The following is a 14,911-nucleotide window of genomic DNA, read 5'->3' as shown; positions in this document are numbered from 1 at the left end:
CCCGCATGCGCGCGCTGCTGCAGTTCACGCTCGATTTGTTCGACCCGCCCGCGCCTGCGCCCACGCGCACGCCGAAACAACAGCAGCCCACGCACCCGCAACCGCCCGGCGCCGACGACGCGCGGCAATACCCGCCTGCGACCCCGCTCGCCGATGTGCTGAGCCGCGTCAGCTTCATCCACCCGCGCGCCTCCCGCGAAGTCGTGCTCGGCAACGCCCGCGTCGCCTACGAATTCACCCGCGGCAAACGCCGCACCATCGGCTTCGTCGTCGGCGCCGAAGGCCTTTCGGTGCGTGCGCCGCGCTGGGTTGCGCTGCGCGACGTCGATGCAGCGGTGGTCGAGAAATCCGGCTGGATCCTGCGCAAGCTCTCCGAAACCCAGCAGCGCCAGGACCGCCTCGAAGCCACCCGCATCGACTGGAAAGACGGCGTCAGCTTTCCCTTTCTCGGCCAGCAAGTCACCGTGCGGCTCGACCCGCACCATGCCTTCGACGGCGTGGGTGCCGTGCTCGACGCCGTCGCTGGCGACGGCCCGCCGACGCTGCGCCTTGCGCTCGCCAACAACGCCACCTCCGTGCAGATCCGCGACGCCGCACAGGCATGGCTCATGCGGCAGGCCAAGCGCATCTTCATCGAGCGCCTCGACCACTTCGCGCCGCGCCTGGGCGTGCGGTGGCAAAAGCTCAGCCTCTCGAACGCCACCACCCGCTGGGGCAGCGCCAGCGCCGACGGCGGCATCCGCCTGCACTGGCGGCTGGTGCACTTCCGCATGTCCGTCATCGACTACGTCGTCGCGCACGAGCTGAGCCACCTGCGCGTGATGGACCACAGCCCCCGCTTCTGGGAAACCGTCGAAAGCGTCGTGCCCGACTACGAGCTGCTGCGCCGGCAGCTCAAGGACGAGGCCGTTCCTCGCTGGTAAGCCCGCCGCGCCCGCGCAGCCGCGCCCACAGCGCACGCAGCCTTCGCGCTCGATCCTCGAAGACAAACGAGCCCGCCAGCGCCAGCAGACCGGAAACCACACCCGTCACCACGGCCTCCAGATGCGGAATGCCGTAGTGCCCCGGGTGCGAGAAAGTGTCGCCAGCCATCGTCAGCAACCCGACCAGCAGCGCGTTGCCATAGCGATTCGCGAACAGCTTCATCGCCGGCGTGAAGGTCAGGGCCAGCGCGAGAAGCCCGGTGAACAAACCGGTCTGCAACGCAAGCGCCCAATGGGGAGCGCTCAGGAGGTTCGTGAGGCTCCCGGGCATGCAGGTCATGCACGCGCTGGTCGGTTGCCAGAAGCGCTTGATGAACAGGACGAATCGACGCTTCCATGGATTTGCTGGCATCACGCGCACCCCGTCAAATGCATCGGCCGCCATCGTCGCACAGAGGCGGGCGGATGGCGCATGCGCATGGAGGTGCGGGAGCCGCCAAAGTGGGCGGCCCGCCGCACCGTTGTCGAGCCGCGCCTACTGCGGCTTTCGTCGCAGCAGATAGGGCGGTCTGCCCGCCTCGACCACGTCGTCGGGCGACGCGACCGGGTCGGCGTACAGCGACGGCGCGAGCAACCTGGCCGTGGCCTCGGTCGCCTGCAAACGCCGCTCGAATTCGCCGACGACCACCGTGATCAGGCTTTCCACCTCGCGGTGGCTGAAGCCGCGCTCATCGCGGCTCAAACCGCGCGTGTGAACGAGCAGCTTGCGCAAGCAGGTGAGCGCGCGGCCGGCTTCACTCGCGGCGTTGAGTTCGGCGTTGACCTGCTCGGCGAGCAGGTCGCGCTCGGTCTCGGTGGTGGGAGGCGGGCGGGCGCCAGCGGGGGAAGGGTTGGGGAGGCGCGCGTGCGCGCAAGTAGGGTAAGCCATGGAGGCCTCCAGAAGCTGCGTTTTTACAAAAACCGCCGCTCCCAACGCCAATTGAGGGCGGCGGCTCGAACAGGTTGGCGTACCGGGCAGCTCCTGCGAGAACCGGCGAGCCTCGCGGCTCCCTGCTCGAGCCGCCATAAAAGGAGGCACGAGCGACGAAGCCGCAGGGCGACTGCGGTCAGAGGTTTCTGCGGCTTTCGTCGCAGAGCTGCTTTGGGACGCCAATCCCGGACACGTCATTGTTTGACGGACCACCAAGTATAGGGACCGCTAGGAGGTTCGGCCGTTACTGCTGAGGAATCGGCGATCAGCCTACTCTCGGCCGCACGCCGGCGACGCTTTGAGATCCGACCTCCAGCGCATTGCCCTCAATCCACCGTCGCCCCCGACTCCTTAACAATCTTCGCCCACTTAGGCAGATCACTCTTGATCAACGCCGCAAACTGATCCGGCGAACTCTTGAACGGCTCGCACCCCACGCCGTCCAGCCGACTCTTGACGTCCGCGTCATCCAGCGCCTTGCCGATCTCGGTCTGCAGGCGGGCGACGATCTCCTTCGGCGTGCCGCGGGGCGCGAGCACGCCGTACCACGGCGTGGAGCCGAAGCCCTTGATCGTCTCGCCGATGGTGGGCGCATCGGGCAGCGCGGAGACGCGCTTCTCGTTCACCACGCCGAGCACCTTCACCGTGCCGGCCTTGATGAACTGGAGGGAGGAGGGCAGGCTCTGCACCGACACCTGCACCTGTCCGGCGATGAGGTCGTTCATGGAGGCCGCCGAGCCCTTGTACGGCACATGCATCTGCTGGATGCCGGCCTCCTTCTGGAGCATTTCGCCGATCAGGTGATTCAGCGTGCCGTTGCCGGCGGACGAGATGGCGATCTTGCCGGGCTGGGCCTTCGCGGCCTTGATGAGTTCGGCGACGTTGTTGGGCGCGAAGTTCTTGTTGGCGACGAGCACGTAGCCGGCGGTCGCGACGGGGGTGATGGGCTCGAAGTCCTTCACCGGGTCGAAGCCCGTGCTCTTGTAGAGCGCGGGGTTGATGACCTGGGCGCTGTTCACGGTCAGCAGCAAGGTGTAGCCGTCGGGCTTGGCGCGGGCCGCTTGAGCGGTGCCGACGTTGCCGCCTGCGCCGGGGCGGTTGTCGACGACGAAGGTCTGGCCCATCTGCTCGCCGAGCTTCTGCGCGACGATGCGCGCGATGGTGTCGTTCGCGCCGCCGGCGGCCTGCGGCACGATGAGGGTGACCGGGTGGCTCGGGTACTTGTCTTCTGCTGCAGCATGGCCGGCCGCGCTGACGGCGAGGGTGGCGGCGATCAGGATGGCGGCGGTGCGGCGGGTGAATCGCATGGTCTGTGTCTCCGTAGGGTGGGTCGGTGCGCCGTGTGTTCTTGGTTCATTCCGTTGCCCCGGCGCCGGGCCGCTCTTGCTGGCGTATGGCGCGATTCTGGAATCCGCCGGCCGGCGGCGGAATGGCAAAGCGGCGTTTCCAGCTTTCGCGGTTCGCGAAAGCTCGGCCGGGTTAACCCTTGGCCGGGCGCGATGCGTTCGCCGGCGACTGCGGCTGGCAGAGGTGGTCGATGAGCATGCGCACATGGCGCGGCACGGCGGCGGCGTCGCGCAGGCCGATGAGCAGGTGCCGGCTGGCCCATTCGTCTTCGAGCTCGATCTGGCGCAGGTCCATCGACTTCACATGCGGCAGGATCGATTCGCGCGGCAGCACGGCCACGCCCATGCCTGCCGCGACCATCTGGCACATGGCGTCGAAGCTGCGCACCTGGATGCGGATCTTCAGCCGCCGCCCGAGCGCTTCGGTCTCGGCCTGCAGGCGCTTGGCGAGCGAGGTGCCTTTGGAGAGGCAGACGAAGTCCTGCTCGATCGCTTCCTCGAAGCGCACCGAGCGGCGGCGCGCCAGCGCATGGCCGCGCGGCACGACGAGGCCCAGGCGGTCGGAGCGGTAGTTCATCACCTGCAGGCCGGGCGCGGGCGTGCGGTCCGCGAAGATGCCGATGTCGGCGCGGCCGTCCATCACGGCGAGCACGACTTCGTTACTGTCTTCTTCTTCGAGCTCGATGCGGATGCCGGGATTGGCCTGCACGAAGCTCGCGATGTCCTTCGGCAGGAACTGCGTGACCGCCGAGGTGTTGCACCACAGGCGCACCACGCCGACGAGGCCCGATGCGTAGTCCGACAGATCGGCCGTGAGCTGGTCGACATCGCCGAGGATGCGCTGCGCATGCCGGTGCAGCGCCTGCCCCGCCACGGTAAGGGTGACGCCGCGCGAGTGGCGCTCCAGGAGCGGCGTGCCGACGGCGGCTTCGAGATCGGTGATGCGTTTACTGGCCGCACCCACGGCCAGCAGCGCCAGTTCCGCGCCCTTGCTGATGCTGCCGCTGCGCGCGACGAGGCTGAACAGTTGCAGCGAAACCAGATCGAGGCGGTGAAGGTTCACGGTGGGAGAACGCGGCCGGGTGGGCCGGATTCTCCACCGCTGGGCTTCAGGTGCGCAACGCGCGGGCGGGTGCGGTGGCCTAGCGGGGATTTGCGGTACGCACAAAAGCTTGAGTACGCCTATGAGGCTCAGCCGTGTTTTGAAAACCCGGGCCGCTTCACTTGGCTTTCAGGTGCGCCACACCGAGCTCCAACCCCTGATCAAAGGCGTCCTGCAAGCTATGCGCCCGATGACTCGTCGGGCGGTCCGTCAAGCGATCCGCGCGTCCCTGGTTGTCATGAAGGTACACATGAAACAGCCATTCGTCGGCATCGATGCTGTACCCGGCGATCACTTCGATCCGGACGCCTTGATAGGTGCCCTGAATGACATGGCGCGGTCCGGTTTCCACCTGCACAAGGTTTTCGATCTGTTCCATTCTCAGCTCCGTTCACTGCAATTTGGCATGCCGCGAGCCGGCATCTCAGTGATCTGGCGCATCGGCCACCCGAGCACGAGTTCTATTGAACTCGATTGTGATTGCGTAAGGGGGACGAATGTGAGTTGATGGGGTGATTCAAACGCACATGGCGTCTGCTCCCACACCGCCACGGGCCAATCTCTCTGGCGCCGTCGGGGTGGAGACCGCAAGATGACCGGTTGCAATCACCGGAGAGCGACATGTCCAATCCCTGGTTGAAGAAGAACCCCTTCATGAGCATGTGGCTCAGTGCGGCCAACTCGGCCGCCGGTTCCGCGCGAGGGCGAATGACGGCGGAAGCAAGACGCGCGGCCACCTCGGCCGCGTCCTCAGCAAGCTCGGAATGGATCAAGCTATGGACCGCACCGCCCAAATCGACGCGCACCACGCGCAGCAAGAGGCGTCGTTGATGCCGCGCATTGAGACTGAAAGGTCGCCATGAAGCAGATGACCTGCTCGAAATGCGGCAATCGCGTCTTCTTCGAGAACCTGCGCTGCGAGGCCTGCGGTTCGAGCCTCGGCTACGTACCGGATGAGCAGCGCATGCTCGCCTTCGAGGAGTCGAGCGACGATTCATGGCGCCGGCTGGGCCCGGAAGGTCCCGCATACAGGCCGTGCGCCAACCGCCAGGCGAATGTGTGCAACTGGATGGTGCCTTCGTCCACCCGCCATCGGTTTTGCCTGTCGTGCCGGACGACGCACACGATTCCCGCGCTGGCCAAGCCGGAGAACCACGGGTATTGGGCCGCGCTCGAACAGGCCAAGCGCCGTCTTTTCTACACGCTGATCGAACTCGTGCTGCCGACGCCGAACAAGCTCGAGGACCCCGTCAACGGCCTGTCGTTCGAGTTTCTCGAGCAGGTGAACCCGCAGGAGCATGTGCTCACCGGGCACGACGAAGGCGTCATCACGCTCAACATCGCCGAGGCGGACGATGCGCGCCGCGAGTACATCCGCCAGTCGATGCACGAGCCCAGCCGCACGCTGCTGGGTCACTTCCGCCACGAGATCGGCCACTACTACTGGGACCGGCTGGTGCGCGGCACGCCTTGGATCGAAGAGTTCCGCTCGCTTTTCGGCGACGAGCGCGCGGACTACGAATCGGCGTTGAAGACACACTATGCGTGGCCGATCGCGGATTGGCCCCAGCGCTTCATCAGCGCGTACGCGAGCTCGCATCCGTGGGAGGACTGGGCCGAGACCTGGGCGCACTACCTGCACATGGTGGACGGTCTGGAAACCGCCGCCTCCTGGGGCACGCACCTGGAGCTGGCGTCGCCGTCCGGTCCCGCCCTGAAGGTGCGCCCGCTCGACCTGAACGCCGAATCCATCCGCGAGCCCATCGTCCTGCAATGGCTGCCGGTCTCGCAGTTCATCAACGCGATGGACCGCAGTCTCGGCGCGCATGACAGCTATCCGTTCATCGTGGTCCCGCCGGTGATCGAGAAGCTCGACTTCATCCACCGCGTGGTGCAGGCCGGAAGCGCCGGCCGCGTGCCCATGAACTTCCTGCCGCGCTCCTGATTCCGTCATGGACGACCTGCCGAGCGGCGGTTCGCCGGGTCCGATTTCCCAAATCCGCCCCATTGGAGGACAATACTGGGGCGTTCCTGGCCGTTCCACTGTCAGGTTCGTGATCCGGTGATCGTCTTCGCGCCACAGCGCATTGCTGTTGTGACTCTTAACTCCACCGCTTCATGTTTGGTGGTTTGAATTAGGAGTCCTCAATGGGCAAGAAACTTTACGTGGGCAATCTCGCCTACTCCGTGCGCGACAACGACCTTGAACAGGCTTTCGGCCAATACGGGTCGGTCGCCAGTGCCAAGGTCATGATCGAGCGTGATACCGACCGCTCCAAAGGCTTCGGCTTTGTCGAAATGGGCACCGACGCGGAAGCGCTGGCGGCCATCGAAGGTCTGAATGGCCGTTCGCTGGGCGGCCGCAACCTGACCGTCAATGAGGCTCGCCCGATGGAGCCGCGTTCCGGAGGCGGCGGCTATGGCGGTGGCGGCTATGGCGGTGGCGGCGGCGGTGGTCGCAGCGGTGGTTATGGTGGCGGCGGTGGCGGATATGGCGGCGGCAATCGCAATGGCGGTGGTCGCGGCGGATACTGAGCGCCTTGCAGCGTCATCAAAGAAGCTCCTTCGGGAGCTTTTTTCATTGAGGGCTTCGGGGCCCTGGATGCGCCTGGCGGCTGAGCGTGAACTTGATCAATCGGTCATGGATGCCGCGGCGGTGCGGGAACCGGGCCACCGGGGAACAGCGCCGGGAATGGTTGGAACTCGTCCTCGAATGCGCGCCGCATTTCGCGGGTCAGCCGCAACTGCTTGTTGGCGCGATGCTGGACCTTGAGCGCGCGTGCGAGCAACCAGCACAGCACGCCGAGGCTGAGGGCGATCGCGAATCCACCGACGACTTCGATGGCGAAATAGGTCATTCGGCGACTACCTCGCCCAGTCCATCCGAGAACTCGTGGTACAGAGGAAAGCTTCTCTCCTCCGCCCAGTTCTCTGCGAGCAGCTCCAGTGGATATGAGCGGTTGTGCATGAAGAAGGCGCACAGCGCCTCCCGGGCGTCGTCTGTTCCGAGTGCAGACAGCATCTCGGTCCTGTAGCAGCCATTGGCGCCCACCACGACCTTCGTCCTGGTCTCGTGACAAACAAGGCTGTATCTGGTGATCAGGTTCTCGTCAGGAGCGGGAACCAGGTGGAGAGCAGGCGGAGGCATCAAACTCACCAGATCGGCCGAGCCTTTCGATGCCCGACGATCGCGGGTGGGGAACATGGGGTCTTCCTGTTGCGAGGAATCGGGATGCCTCGATCTCGCATCTTGCGCGTGGTTGCTCGATTCACCTAAGAGTCTTTTCGGCACTACCCGCGGTAGTGCCATGAATCCGAAGCGCCCCGAGCAACTCGAACAGCCCCATGCCTTCGTCGAAGTCGTCGTCAGCGCGCGTGCGTCACGCCGCCATCGACGATGAGCGTCGAGCCCATCACATAGTCGCCCGCGCGCGAGGCGAGGTAGATCGCCGCGCCGGCCATGTCTTCCGGCTCGCCGATGCGGCCGGCGGGGATGTGGCCCTTGACTTCGTCGGCGTGGTCGCGCGCTTCCTTGTTCATGTTCGACGCGAAGGCGCCCGGTGCGATCGCGCTGACCACGATGCGGTCCTGCGCCAGGCGCAGCGCCATGCGGCGGGTGAGCTGGATCAGGCCGGCCTTGCTGGCGGCGTACGAATAGGTTTCCTGCGGATTGACCGAGATGCCGTCGATCGACGCGATGTTGATGACCTTCGCGAGATGGTCGGTCGCGGCCTTCTTGAGCATCGGCGTGAGCGCCTTGGTCAGGAAGAACGGTGTCTTCAGGTTGAGATCGACGACCTTGTCCCAGCCGCTTTCCGGGAACTCTTCGTAGGGCGCGCCCCAGGCTGCGCCGGCGTTGTTGACGAGGATGTCGAGCTTGTCTTCATGCTTGGCGTAGGCATCGACGAGCGCCTGCGCGCCTTCGAGCGTGGAGACATCCGCCGGCAGCGAAACGCAGTGGCCGAAGGCGGAAAGCTCCTTCGCGGTCTGGTCGCAGGCGTCGGCCTTGCGGGCCGAGATATAGACGCGCGCGCCCTGCGCCAGAAAGCCTTCGGCGATCATGCGGCCGATGCCGCGCGAGCCGCCGGTGATGAGGGCGGTGCGGCCCTTGAGCGAGAAGAGTCGGGTGGTGTCCATGCGGTTGTCTCCTGATGAAGCTGCCGCAAGCTTAGTGCTGCCTGCCGGAGAGCCGCGTCACCTAGGCGGCAGCGCGAGCGACCGGTTGCTGGCGAAGAAGCGCTCCGCGCCGCTGAGCGGGTCGCGAAAACGCACCTCGCGCGCCAGCAGTTGCAGCGGACGCTCGTAGTCGTCGGTGCCTTCGGGGCGCAGCACCGGGTAGATGGCGTCGTTGAGGATCGGCATGCCGAGTGCGTGGCAATGCACTCGCAGCTGGTGCCGGCGGCCGGTGACGGGCGAGAGCGACAGATGCGCCCAGTCCGCGCCGGTGGCGAGCACTTCGATGTGCGTCTCGGAATTGGGCTCGCCGGGCACTTCGCGCATGCGCATGAAATGAGTGTCGTCGTCTACGAGGCGGCTTGCGCGCACGGCGGGCGGCGCGAAGTCGGCGGGGCGATGCACGATCGCCTCGTAGCGCTTCTCAATGGTGCGTTCGGCGAAGAGCTGGACATACGCGCCCCGGCTGGCGCGCTGCACCGAGAAGAGAATGACGCCGGCCGTCTCGCGGTCGATGCGGTGCAGCGGCACGAGCTCGTCGATGCCCAGCTTGCGTTTGAGGCGCACCAGCAGCGTTTCCTGCACGTACTTGCCGACCGGCGAGATCGAGAGGAAGTGCGGCTTGTCCACCGCGAGCAGGTGCTCGTCGCGGAAGAGCACCTGCTCCTCGAACGGCACGCGGGGTTCGGAATCGAGCTGGCGGTAGTAGTAGATGCGCAGGTGTTGCTCGAAGCGCCGCGTTTCGGTGATCGGCACGCCTTGCACGTCGACCACCTCGCCCGCGCTCATGCGGGCCTGCCATTGCGGACGCGTCACGGCGGTGAAGCGGTGCACGAAGTAGTCGAGCACCGTCGGCCAGTCGCCCGCGGGCAGCACCACGCAGCTCGGGCCCACGCCGTGGCGCACGGGGAGCGGCGATGCGCGCTGGGTCGAGCGGCTCATGCGGAAAGGAGCGAGGCGATTTCTGCGAAAACCGGGCGGGCTGCGATGTCGGTCGCCATGCAGCGCGACTGGAGCTGCGCGAGAAGGGTGTGCCGCGCCTGCTCGTCTTCGGTGGGTTCGCAATGCGCCAGCAGTTCTTCGAGCAAACATCCGAAGGCCCGCGCCTCGATGCGTTCGAGCGTCCGGCTGGTGGCTTCGTCGTCGCGCGGCAGGAAGCACGCGGCGCCGAAGTCGCCGAGCATCACATCGCCTTGGCCGTTCCAGAGCATGTTGTGCGCGTACAGGTCGCCGTGGACGACGCCGTGTTCGTGCAGTTGTGCGACCGCCGAGGCGATGCCGCCCGCCATGCGCCATGCGGTCGCGAAGGACCAGCGCGCGTCGTCGGCGTACACATCGCGTGTGCACGACTGGAAACTCGGCGGCCCCGCCAGATTGCGGAACGACGGATCGACCAGCTTCAGCACGAGGCCGGGCGTGCCCTGCGGATGGTCGTGGATGCGGCCCAGCACCTCGATGAGGTTCGGATGCCTGTCGACCGCGATGCACGCGGCCATTTCGCTGTGCGGCCAGCCGTCGCTGGTGACTTCGCCCTTGAAGAGCTTGACCGCGACGGCCTGCGTGCTGCCGTCGGCGCGCTGCCAATCTGCTTGATGAATCACGCCGGAGGCGCCTTCGCCCAGCTTGTGTTGCAGCGAGAGTTGCCGCCATGGCACTGCTTCGGTCGGCACCGCATTCATCGCGGCAACTTCCGGCCCTTCGTCGAACGGATTGCCCGAGAAGGCCAGCCAGGAAAGGCGCGGCAGCGAAAGCAGCCACCCGGGCAGTGCATCGAACTCGTTGGCGGAGATGCGGACCAGCTCCAGCGCCTGGCAAGAGGCCATTTCGGGCGGCAGTGCGCGCAGACGGTTCCCGGCGAGCATCAGCTTTTGCAGTCGCGGCCGGCGGCCGAGTTCCGCGGGCAGCGATTCGATCTGGTTGTTGGTCAGGATCAGCCAGCGCAACTGCGGCGGCAGCGACTCGGCCGGCACGCTGCGGATGCGGTTGGCCTTGAAGGCGAGCATTTCGAGCCTGGCGCATCGCCCCAGCGCCGCCGGCACTTCGGTGAAAGGGTTGTCGGAGCAGAACAGCACGCGCAGTTGCCCGAGCCGGTGCAGGTCGTCGGGCAGCGTGCTCAGCGCATTGCCGGAGAGGTCGAGCACCTCCAGCGTCTGGGCGAGCTCGAAGATTTCGCGCGGAAAGGCTGTCAGCCCGCAACCGCGGAGATCCAGCCGCCGCGCTCCGGCCAGTTGGCCGGCGCGGAGCGGGTCCAGCACGCTCATTTGAAGGCGCCGAAGCGATAGACGCCGTCTTCGCCGCGTCGACGCTGCACCTGGCCCGAGAACCAGAGCAGGTGCAGGTGCGCGACGGTTTCGCCCATCGCGAAAGTCATCTGGTGCAGGTCGAGGGCGCGCTTGAAGAGGATCGGCAATCCCTCCGCCGCGCTGTGGGGCCTGGCGACGCAGGCTTCGAGCAGCTCGGCGAGGCGGTCGCGGTGGTGTTCCTTCAGTTGCTCCACGCGCCGGTGCACGCCAGTGAAGGGCTTGCCGTGCGAGGGGAGGCCCAGCACGTCCTCCGGCAGTTGCTTGAAGCGCTCGATGCTGTCGAGGAAGAGCCTGAGCGAATTGGCTTCAGGCTCGCCCGCGTGCACGCTGACGTTGGTCGAGATGCGCGGCAGCATCATGTCGCCGCCGAGCAGCGCATTGAGTTCTTCGCAGTAGAGCGCGATGTGCTCGGGCGCATGGCCGTAGCCGCTGATGCAGCGCCATGCGCGGCCGCCGATCGTGACGATGTCGCCGTCCAGCATGCGGACGAAGGACGCGGGCACGGCGGGCACCATGTTCGCGTAGTAGCTCGTTCGCGCGCGGATCTGGGCGACGGCTTCCGGATCGACGAGGCCGTGTGATGCGAAGAAGTCGGCCGCCGCATCGCCGCCGGCGAGCGTGTCGCCCGCGGTGGTCAGCACACGCGCGACGTGGTAGTCGGTCGAGCTGATCCACAGCGGCGCATTCCAGCGCTTGCACAGCCAGTCGGCGAGACCGATGTGGTCGGGGTGCATGTGGGTCACGATGACGCGCAGGACGGGCAGGCCCTGCAGCTGCGTCTCGAAGATCTGTTCCCACTGTGCGCGCGACGCGTCGTGCGAAATGCAGGTGTCGACCACCGACCAGCCGTCCACGCCGTCGATGTTGTCGCGCAGCAGCCAGAGGTTGATGTGATCGAGCGCAAAGGGCAGCGCCATGCGGATCCAGCGCACGCCGGGCGCCACTTCGATCGCCTCGCCGGGGGCTGGCAGGGTGTCACCGAGGGGGTATTTGAGTTCGCGTTCGAGAAGGTTCATGTACGATTGACGTTAACGTAAACGTCATGGCAAGGAGCCATCATTGTAGGCAGTGCGTCCCAAACATGCTGTCGCACTCGTTTCGATCCGGATTACATGCCGTCACAAACCTTCACCATCGGCGAGCTCGCGAAGGAGTTCGACCTCACCACGCGGGCGATCCGTTTCTATGAGGACATGGGCCTGCTGTCGCCCGAGCGAGCGGGGCTGCAGCGCATCTACAGCTCGCGCGACCGCGCCCGGCTCACGCTGACGCTGCGCGCCAAGCGGCTGGGGCTGACGCTCACCGAGGCGAAGGACATCCTCGACATGTACGACAGCCCGCGCGACACCGCGGCCCAATTGCAGCGCTTCCTGGGCGTGCTCGGCAATCACCGGCAGCAGCTCGAAGCGCAGTTGACGGACCTGCAGGCCAACATCGACGAGATCCGCGCGCAGGAGAAGAAGGCACGCGCCGCACTGGCACGGGCCGAGAAACCGAAGGCGCGCTGATCGCGCTGCCGCATCACCACTTCCCCATCATCAGAAGACACACATGGACAACTCCACAGACAACCTCGAAGACCTGTTCGCCCACAACCGCTCCTGGTCGGCGCGCATGGAGCGCGACCGTCCCGGCTTCTTCACCAGCCTGGTGAAGCAGCAGACGCCCAAGTACATGTGGATCGGCTGCTCCGACAGCCGCGTGCCGGCGAACCAGATCACCGGACTGGAGCCGGGCGAGGTCTTCGTGCATCGCAACGTGGCGAACATCGTGGTGCATTCCGATCTGAATGCGCTCTCGGCGATCCAGTTCGCCGTGGAGCGGCTGAAGGTGCAACACATCATGGTGGTCGGCCACTACGGCTGCTCGGGCGTGCAGGCCGCGCTCGAAGGCGCGCGCATCGGCATCGCGGACAACTGGCTGCGCCACATCCAGGATGTGCGCGACCGGCACCATGTGATGCTCGACACCATTCCGGAGGAAAACCGCGCCAACGCGCTGTGCGAGCTGAACGTGGCGGAGCAGGTGGTCAACGTGGCGGTCAGCACGGTGATGCAGGACGCGTGGACCCGCAACCAGTCGGTCACGATCCACGGCTGGGCCTTCGGCGTGCACGACGGTCTCATCCAGGACCTGGAGCTCACCGTCGACGGCACCAAGCCGATGGAAAACCTCTACCGCGCAGCGGTGCAGCGCATCCGCTACAAGTGGAGCAAGCCTGCGGAGACGCCGACGTCCGAATACATCAAGTAACCGGCGCCTTTCGCACGGCCCATGTTCCCGCAGCGCCTCGATTCACCGCTGGCCTACGACATCGCCAAGGCGATGCGGGACGGGTTCGACCGGCACTACCGGTTGTTCCGGGCCGAATCGGCGCGCGCCAAGCATCGCTTCGAGACCGCCGACTGGCATGGCCAGCAGCGGGCGCAGCGCGAGCGAATCGAGTTCTACGACCTGCGAGTGGGCGAGGCGGTGGCGCGGCTCGAGAAGGAGTTCAAGGCCGGCGACCAGCCGATGGATGTGTGGCACCAGGTCAAGCTGCACTTCATCGGCCTCCTGGTCGACCATCACCAGCCTGAGCTGGCGGAGACCTTCTTCAACTCGGTCACGACCAAGATCCTGCATCGCTCGTATTTCCAGAACGACTTCATCTTCGTTCGGCCCGCGATCAGCACGGAATACATCGAGCAGCAAGGCGCGCCGACCTACCGTGCCTATTACCCGACGCCGGAGTCGCTGCCAAGCGTCGTCCAGTCGCTGCTGCTGGACTATCGCCTGCTGGGCCGCGGCTATGCCAACCTGGAGCGCGATGCGGGCCGGGTGGCGACTGCGATCCTCGGCCGCTTCCACCAGGTAAAGCTGCGTGCCAACTTCCAGCTGCAGGTGCTCTCGGGGCTCTTCTATCGCAACAAGGGCGCGTATGTGGTCGGCAAGATCATCAACGGCTTCACCGAGTTGCCGTTCGCGCTGCCGATCCTGCACGACGCGGACAACAGGTTCTACATCGACGCGGTGCTCTTCGGCGAGGAAGACCTGCAGATGCTCTTCAGCTTTGCGCGCGCGTACTTCATGGTCGAGATGGAAGTGCCTTCGGCCTATGTGCAGTTCCTGCGCTCGCTGATGCCGCGCAAGCCGCGCGCGGAGATCTACAACGCGCTCGGGCTCGCCAAGCAGGGCAAGACCCTGTTCTATCGCGACTTTCTCGCCCACCTGAACTATTCGAGCGACAAGTTTCGCAGCGCGCCGGGCATCAAGGGCATGGTGATGCTGGTGTTCGACCTGCCGTCGTTTCCATACGTGTTCAAGCTGATTCGCGACTACTACCCGCCGCAGAAGGACACCACGCGCGAGCAGGTCAAGAGCAAGTACATGCTGGTGAAGCAGCACGACCGCGTGGGCCGCATGGCCGACACCCTGGAGTACAGCAACGTCGGTTTTCCGCTCGACCGCTTCGAGCCCGAGCTGATCGAGGAGATCAAGCGGTTCGCGCCGAGCCAGCTCGAGATCGGCGACCGCGACGGCAACGGGGAGATGGAAGTGGTGCTCAAGCACTGCTACATCGAGCGGCGCATGATCCCGCTCAATATCTACCTGCAGGAGGCGTTCGACCTGCTCGACCAGCCCGAGCATGCCCACCGCGCGAGCAAGCAGCTGGAGCATGCGGTGGTCGAGTACGGCAATGCGATCAAGGACATGGTGGCCGCGAACATCTTTCCGGGCGACATGCTGTTTAAGAACTTCGGCGTCACGCGCGGCGGCAAGGTCGTGTTCTACGACTACGACGAGATCGAATACCTGACCGACTGCAACTTCCGCAAGGTGCCCACGCCGCGCACCGAGGAAGAAGAGATGAGCGGCGAGGTCTGGTATGCAGTCGGGCCCAAGGATGTGTTCCCGGAGACCTTCGGCCCTTTTCTCCTCGGCAACGCCGCGGTGCGCGAGGCCTTCATGGCGCATCACGCGGACCTGCTCGATGCGGCCTTCTGGCAGAGCCACAAGGAGCGGATCCAGGCGGGGCAGATGCTCGATGTTTTCCCCTACGACGAGGCCCAGCGTTTCAAGCACGAAGGCCACGCCCCCTATTTTTGACAACT

At 65.8% G+C, this 14,911-nt stretch carries 17 protein-coding genes; 6 read left to right on the top strand and 11 right to left on the bottom strand.

What is annotated here, in order from left to right:
• The first annotated feature begins 5 nt into the window (after nt 1–5).
• Nucleotides 6–923, top strand: a complete 918-nt coding sequence (locus BLW05_RS17415) for a M48 family metallopeptidase (protein ID WP_093164515.1) — start codon at nt 6–8, stop codon at nt 921–923.
• Here the strand turns inward: BLW05_RS17415 and BLW05_RS17410 are convergent.
• The 5 genes from BLW05_RS17410 to BLW05_RS17390 form a co-directional block, all read right to left on the bottom strand.
• Nucleotides 895–1,368 (bottom strand): hypothetical protein, encoded by a 474-nt coding sequence (locus BLW05_RS17410; protein ID WP_256330354.1) that lies wholly within the window; start codon nt 1,366–1,368, stop codon nt 895–897. The two genes, BLW05_RS17415 and BLW05_RS17410, sit on opposite strands and share 29 nt — an antisense overlap.
• Nucleotides 1,369–1,458: 90 nt before the next feature.
• Nucleotides 1,459–1,851: a hypothetical protein gene (locus tag BLW05_RS17405; protein ID WP_093164513.1), complete on the bottom strand. Its 393-nt coding sequence runs from the start codon at nt 1,849–1,851 to the stop codon at nt 1,459–1,461.
• 368 nt (nt 1,852–2,219) lie between these two features.
• Nucleotides 2,220–3,200: a Bug family tripartite tricarboxylate transporter substrate binding protein gene (locus tag BLW05_RS17400; protein WP_093164512.1), complete on the bottom strand. Its 981-nt coding sequence runs from the start codon at nt 3,198–3,200 to the stop codon at nt 2,220–2,222.
• Between the two features lie 172 nt (nt 3,201–3,372).
• Nucleotides 3,373–4,302 (bottom strand): LysR substrate-binding domain-containing protein, encoded by a 930-nt coding sequence (locus BLW05_RS17395; protein ID WP_093164510.1) that lies wholly within the window; start codon nt 4,300–4,302, stop codon nt 3,373–3,375.
• Between the two features lie 157 nt (nt 4,303–4,459).
• Nucleotides 4,460–4,720, bottom strand: coding sequence for a hypothetical protein (locus tag BLW05_RS17390; protein WP_093164508.1), 261 nt, complete (start codon nt 4,718–4,720; stop codon nt 4,460–4,462).
• A gap of 480 nt (nt 4,721–5,200) precedes the next feature.
• Here BLW05_RS17390 and BLW05_RS17380 point away from each other — a divergent pair, with 480 nt between their 5' ends.
• Nucleotides 5,201–6,286: a zinc-binding metallopeptidase family protein gene (locus BLW05_RS17380; protein ID WP_093164504.1), complete on the top strand. Its 1,086-nt coding sequence runs from the start codon at nt 5,201–5,203 to the stop codon at nt 6,284–6,286.
• A 203-nt stretch (nt 6,287–6,489) separates the two neighbouring features.
• Nucleotides 6,490–6,876: an RNA recognition motif domain-containing protein gene (locus BLW05_RS36745; RefSeq protein ID WP_093164503.1), complete on the top strand. Its 387-nt coding sequence runs from the start codon at nt 6,490–6,492 to the stop codon at nt 6,874–6,876.
• Nucleotides 6,877–6,980: 104 nt separating this feature from the next.
• Here BLW05_RS36745 and BLW05_RS17370 read toward each other — a convergent pair whose 3' ends face one another.
• The 6 genes from BLW05_RS17370 to BLW05_RS17345 all read right to left on the bottom strand — a co-directional run bounded on the left by BLW05_RS17370 (nt 6,981) and on the right by BLW05_RS17345 (nt 11,833).
• Nucleotides 6,981–7,199, bottom strand: a complete 219-nt coding sequence (locus tag BLW05_RS17370; RefSeq protein WP_093164501.1) for a hypothetical protein — start codon at nt 7,197–7,199, stop codon at nt 6,981–6,983.
• Nucleotides 7,196–7,546 (bottom strand): hypothetical protein, encoded by a 351-nt coding sequence (locus BLW05_RS17365; RefSeq protein ID WP_093164500.1) that lies wholly within the window; start codon nt 7,544–7,546, stop codon nt 7,196–7,198. The genes BLW05_RS17370 and BLW05_RS17365 overlap by 4 nt, the downstream gene beginning before the upstream one ends.
• Before the next feature lie 161 nt (nt 7,547–7,707).
• Entirely contained in the window at nt 7,708–8,478 is a 771-nt protein-coding gene (locus tag BLW05_RS17360; protein WP_093164498.1) for an SDR family oxidoreductase, read from the bottom strand.
• Nucleotides 8,479–8,535: 57 nt separating this feature from the next.
• Complete coding sequence (locus tag BLW05_RS17355) at nt 8,536–9,456, bottom strand: pseudouridine synthase (RefSeq protein WP_093164497.1); 921 nt, start codon at nt 9,454–9,456, stop codon at nt 8,536–8,538.
• Complete coding sequence (locus BLW05_RS17350; protein ID WP_093164495.1) at nt 9,453–10,775, bottom strand: leucine-rich repeat-containing protein kinase family protein; 1,323 nt, start codon at nt 10,773–10,775, stop codon at nt 9,453–9,455. The genes BLW05_RS17355 and BLW05_RS17350 overlap by 4 nt, the downstream gene beginning before the upstream one ends.
• On the bottom strand, nt 10,772–11,833 hold the full coding sequence (locus BLW05_RS17345; protein ID WP_093164493.1) for an MBL fold metallo-hydrolase: 1,062 nt from the start codon (nt 11,831–11,833) through the stop codon (nt 10,772–10,774). The genes BLW05_RS17350 and BLW05_RS17345 overlap by 4 nt, the downstream gene beginning before the upstream one ends.
• A 96-nt stretch (nt 11,834–11,929) precedes the next feature.
• On the opposite strand from BLW05_RS17345, the gene BLW05_RS17340 reads away from it, so the two are divergent.
• From BLW05_RS17340 to aceK, 3 genes are read left to right on the top strand one after another with little or no spacing between them, the layout of a single operon-like run.
• On the top strand, nt 11,930–12,325 hold the full coding sequence (locus BLW05_RS17340) for a MerR family transcriptional regulator (RefSeq protein ID WP_093164491.1): 396 nt from the start codon (nt 11,930–11,932) through the stop codon (nt 12,323–12,325).
• Nucleotides 12,326–12,368: 43 nt separating this feature from the next.
• Nucleotides 12,369–13,070, top strand: a complete 702-nt coding sequence (can, locus tag BLW05_RS17335) for a carbonate dehydratase (RefSeq protein WP_093164490.1) — start codon at nt 12,369–12,371, stop codon at nt 13,068–13,070.
• Nucleotides 13,071–13,091: 21 nt separating this feature from the next.
• Nucleotides 13,092–14,906, top strand: coding sequence for a bifunctional isocitrate dehydrogenase kinase/phosphatase (aceK, locus tag BLW05_RS17330; protein ID WP_093164488.1), 1,815 nt, complete (start codon nt 13,092–13,094; stop codon nt 14,904–14,906).
• The last annotated feature ends 5 nt before the right edge of the window (nt 14,907–14,911 follow it).

It is taken from the genome of Variovorax sp. YR216 (assembly GCF_900107745.1).
GTDB lineage: Bacteria > Pseudomonadota > Gammaproteobacteria > Burkholderiales > Burkholderiaceae_C > Variovorax.
This window is presented reverse-complemented; position numbering and strand designations above follow the sequence as displayed.

Bases quoted from the DNA above. Each gene is read 5' to 3' on its own strand.
- BLW05_RS17415 (WP_093164515.1), top strand. From the start codon at position 6: ATGCGCGCGCTGCTGCAGTTCACGCTCGATTTGTTCGACCCGCCCGCG.
- BLW05_RS17410 (WP_256330354.1), bottom strand. From the start codon at position 1,368: ATGGCGGCCGATGCATTTGACGGGGTGCGCGTGATGCCAGCAAATCCA.
- BLW05_RS17405 (WP_093164513.1), bottom strand. From the start codon at position 1,851: ATGGCTTACCCTACTTGCGCGCACGCGCGCCTCCCCAACCCTTCCCCC.
- BLW05_RS17400 (WP_093164512.1), bottom strand. From the start codon at position 3,200: ATGCGATTCACCCGCCGCACCGCCGCCATCCTGATCGCCGCCACCCTC.
- BLW05_RS17390 (WP_093164508.1), bottom strand. From the start codon at position 4,720: ATGGAACAGATCGAAAACCTTGTGCAGGTGGAAACCGGACCGCGCCAT.
- BLW05_RS17380 (WP_093164504.1), top strand. From the start codon at position 5,201: ATGAAGCAGATGACCTGCTCGAAATGCGGCAATCGCGTCTTCTTCGAG.
- BLW05_RS36745 (WP_093164503.1), top strand. From the start codon at position 6,490: ATGGGCAAGAAACTTTACGTGGGCAATCTCGCCTACTCCGTGCGCGAC.
- BLW05_RS17370 (WP_093164501.1), bottom strand. From the start codon at position 7,199: ATGACCTATTTCGCCATCGAAGTCGTCGGTGGATTCGCGATCGCCCTC.
- BLW05_RS17365 (WP_093164500.1), bottom strand. From the start codon at position 7,546: ATGTTCCCCACCCGCGATCGTCGGGCATCGAAAGGCTCGGCCGATCTG.
- BLW05_RS17360 (WP_093164498.1), bottom strand. From the start codon at position 8,478: ATGGACACCACCCGACTCTTCTCGCTCAAGGGCCGCACCGCCCTCATC.
- BLW05_RS17355 (WP_093164497.1), bottom strand. From the start codon at position 9,456: ATGAGCCGCTCGACCCAGCGCGCATCGCCGCTCCCCGTGCGCCACGGC.
- BLW05_RS17350 (WP_093164495.1), bottom strand. From the start codon at position 10,775: ATGAGCGTGCTGGACCCGCTCCGCGCCGGCCAACTGGCCGGAGCGCGG.
- BLW05_RS17345 (WP_093164493.1), bottom strand. From the start codon at position 11,833: ATGAACCTTCTCGAACGCGAACTCAAATACCCCCTCGGTGACACCCTG.
- BLW05_RS17340 (WP_093164491.1), top strand. From the start codon at position 11,930: ATGCCGTCACAAACCTTCACCATCGGCGAGCTCGCGAAGGAGTTCGAC.
- can (WP_093164490.1), top strand. From the start codon at position 12,369: ATGGACAACTCCACAGACAACCTCGAAGACCTGTTCGCCCACAACCGC.
- aceK (WP_093164488.1), top strand. From the start codon at position 13,092: ATGTTCCCGCAGCGCCTCGATTCACCGCTGGCCTACGACATCGCCAAG.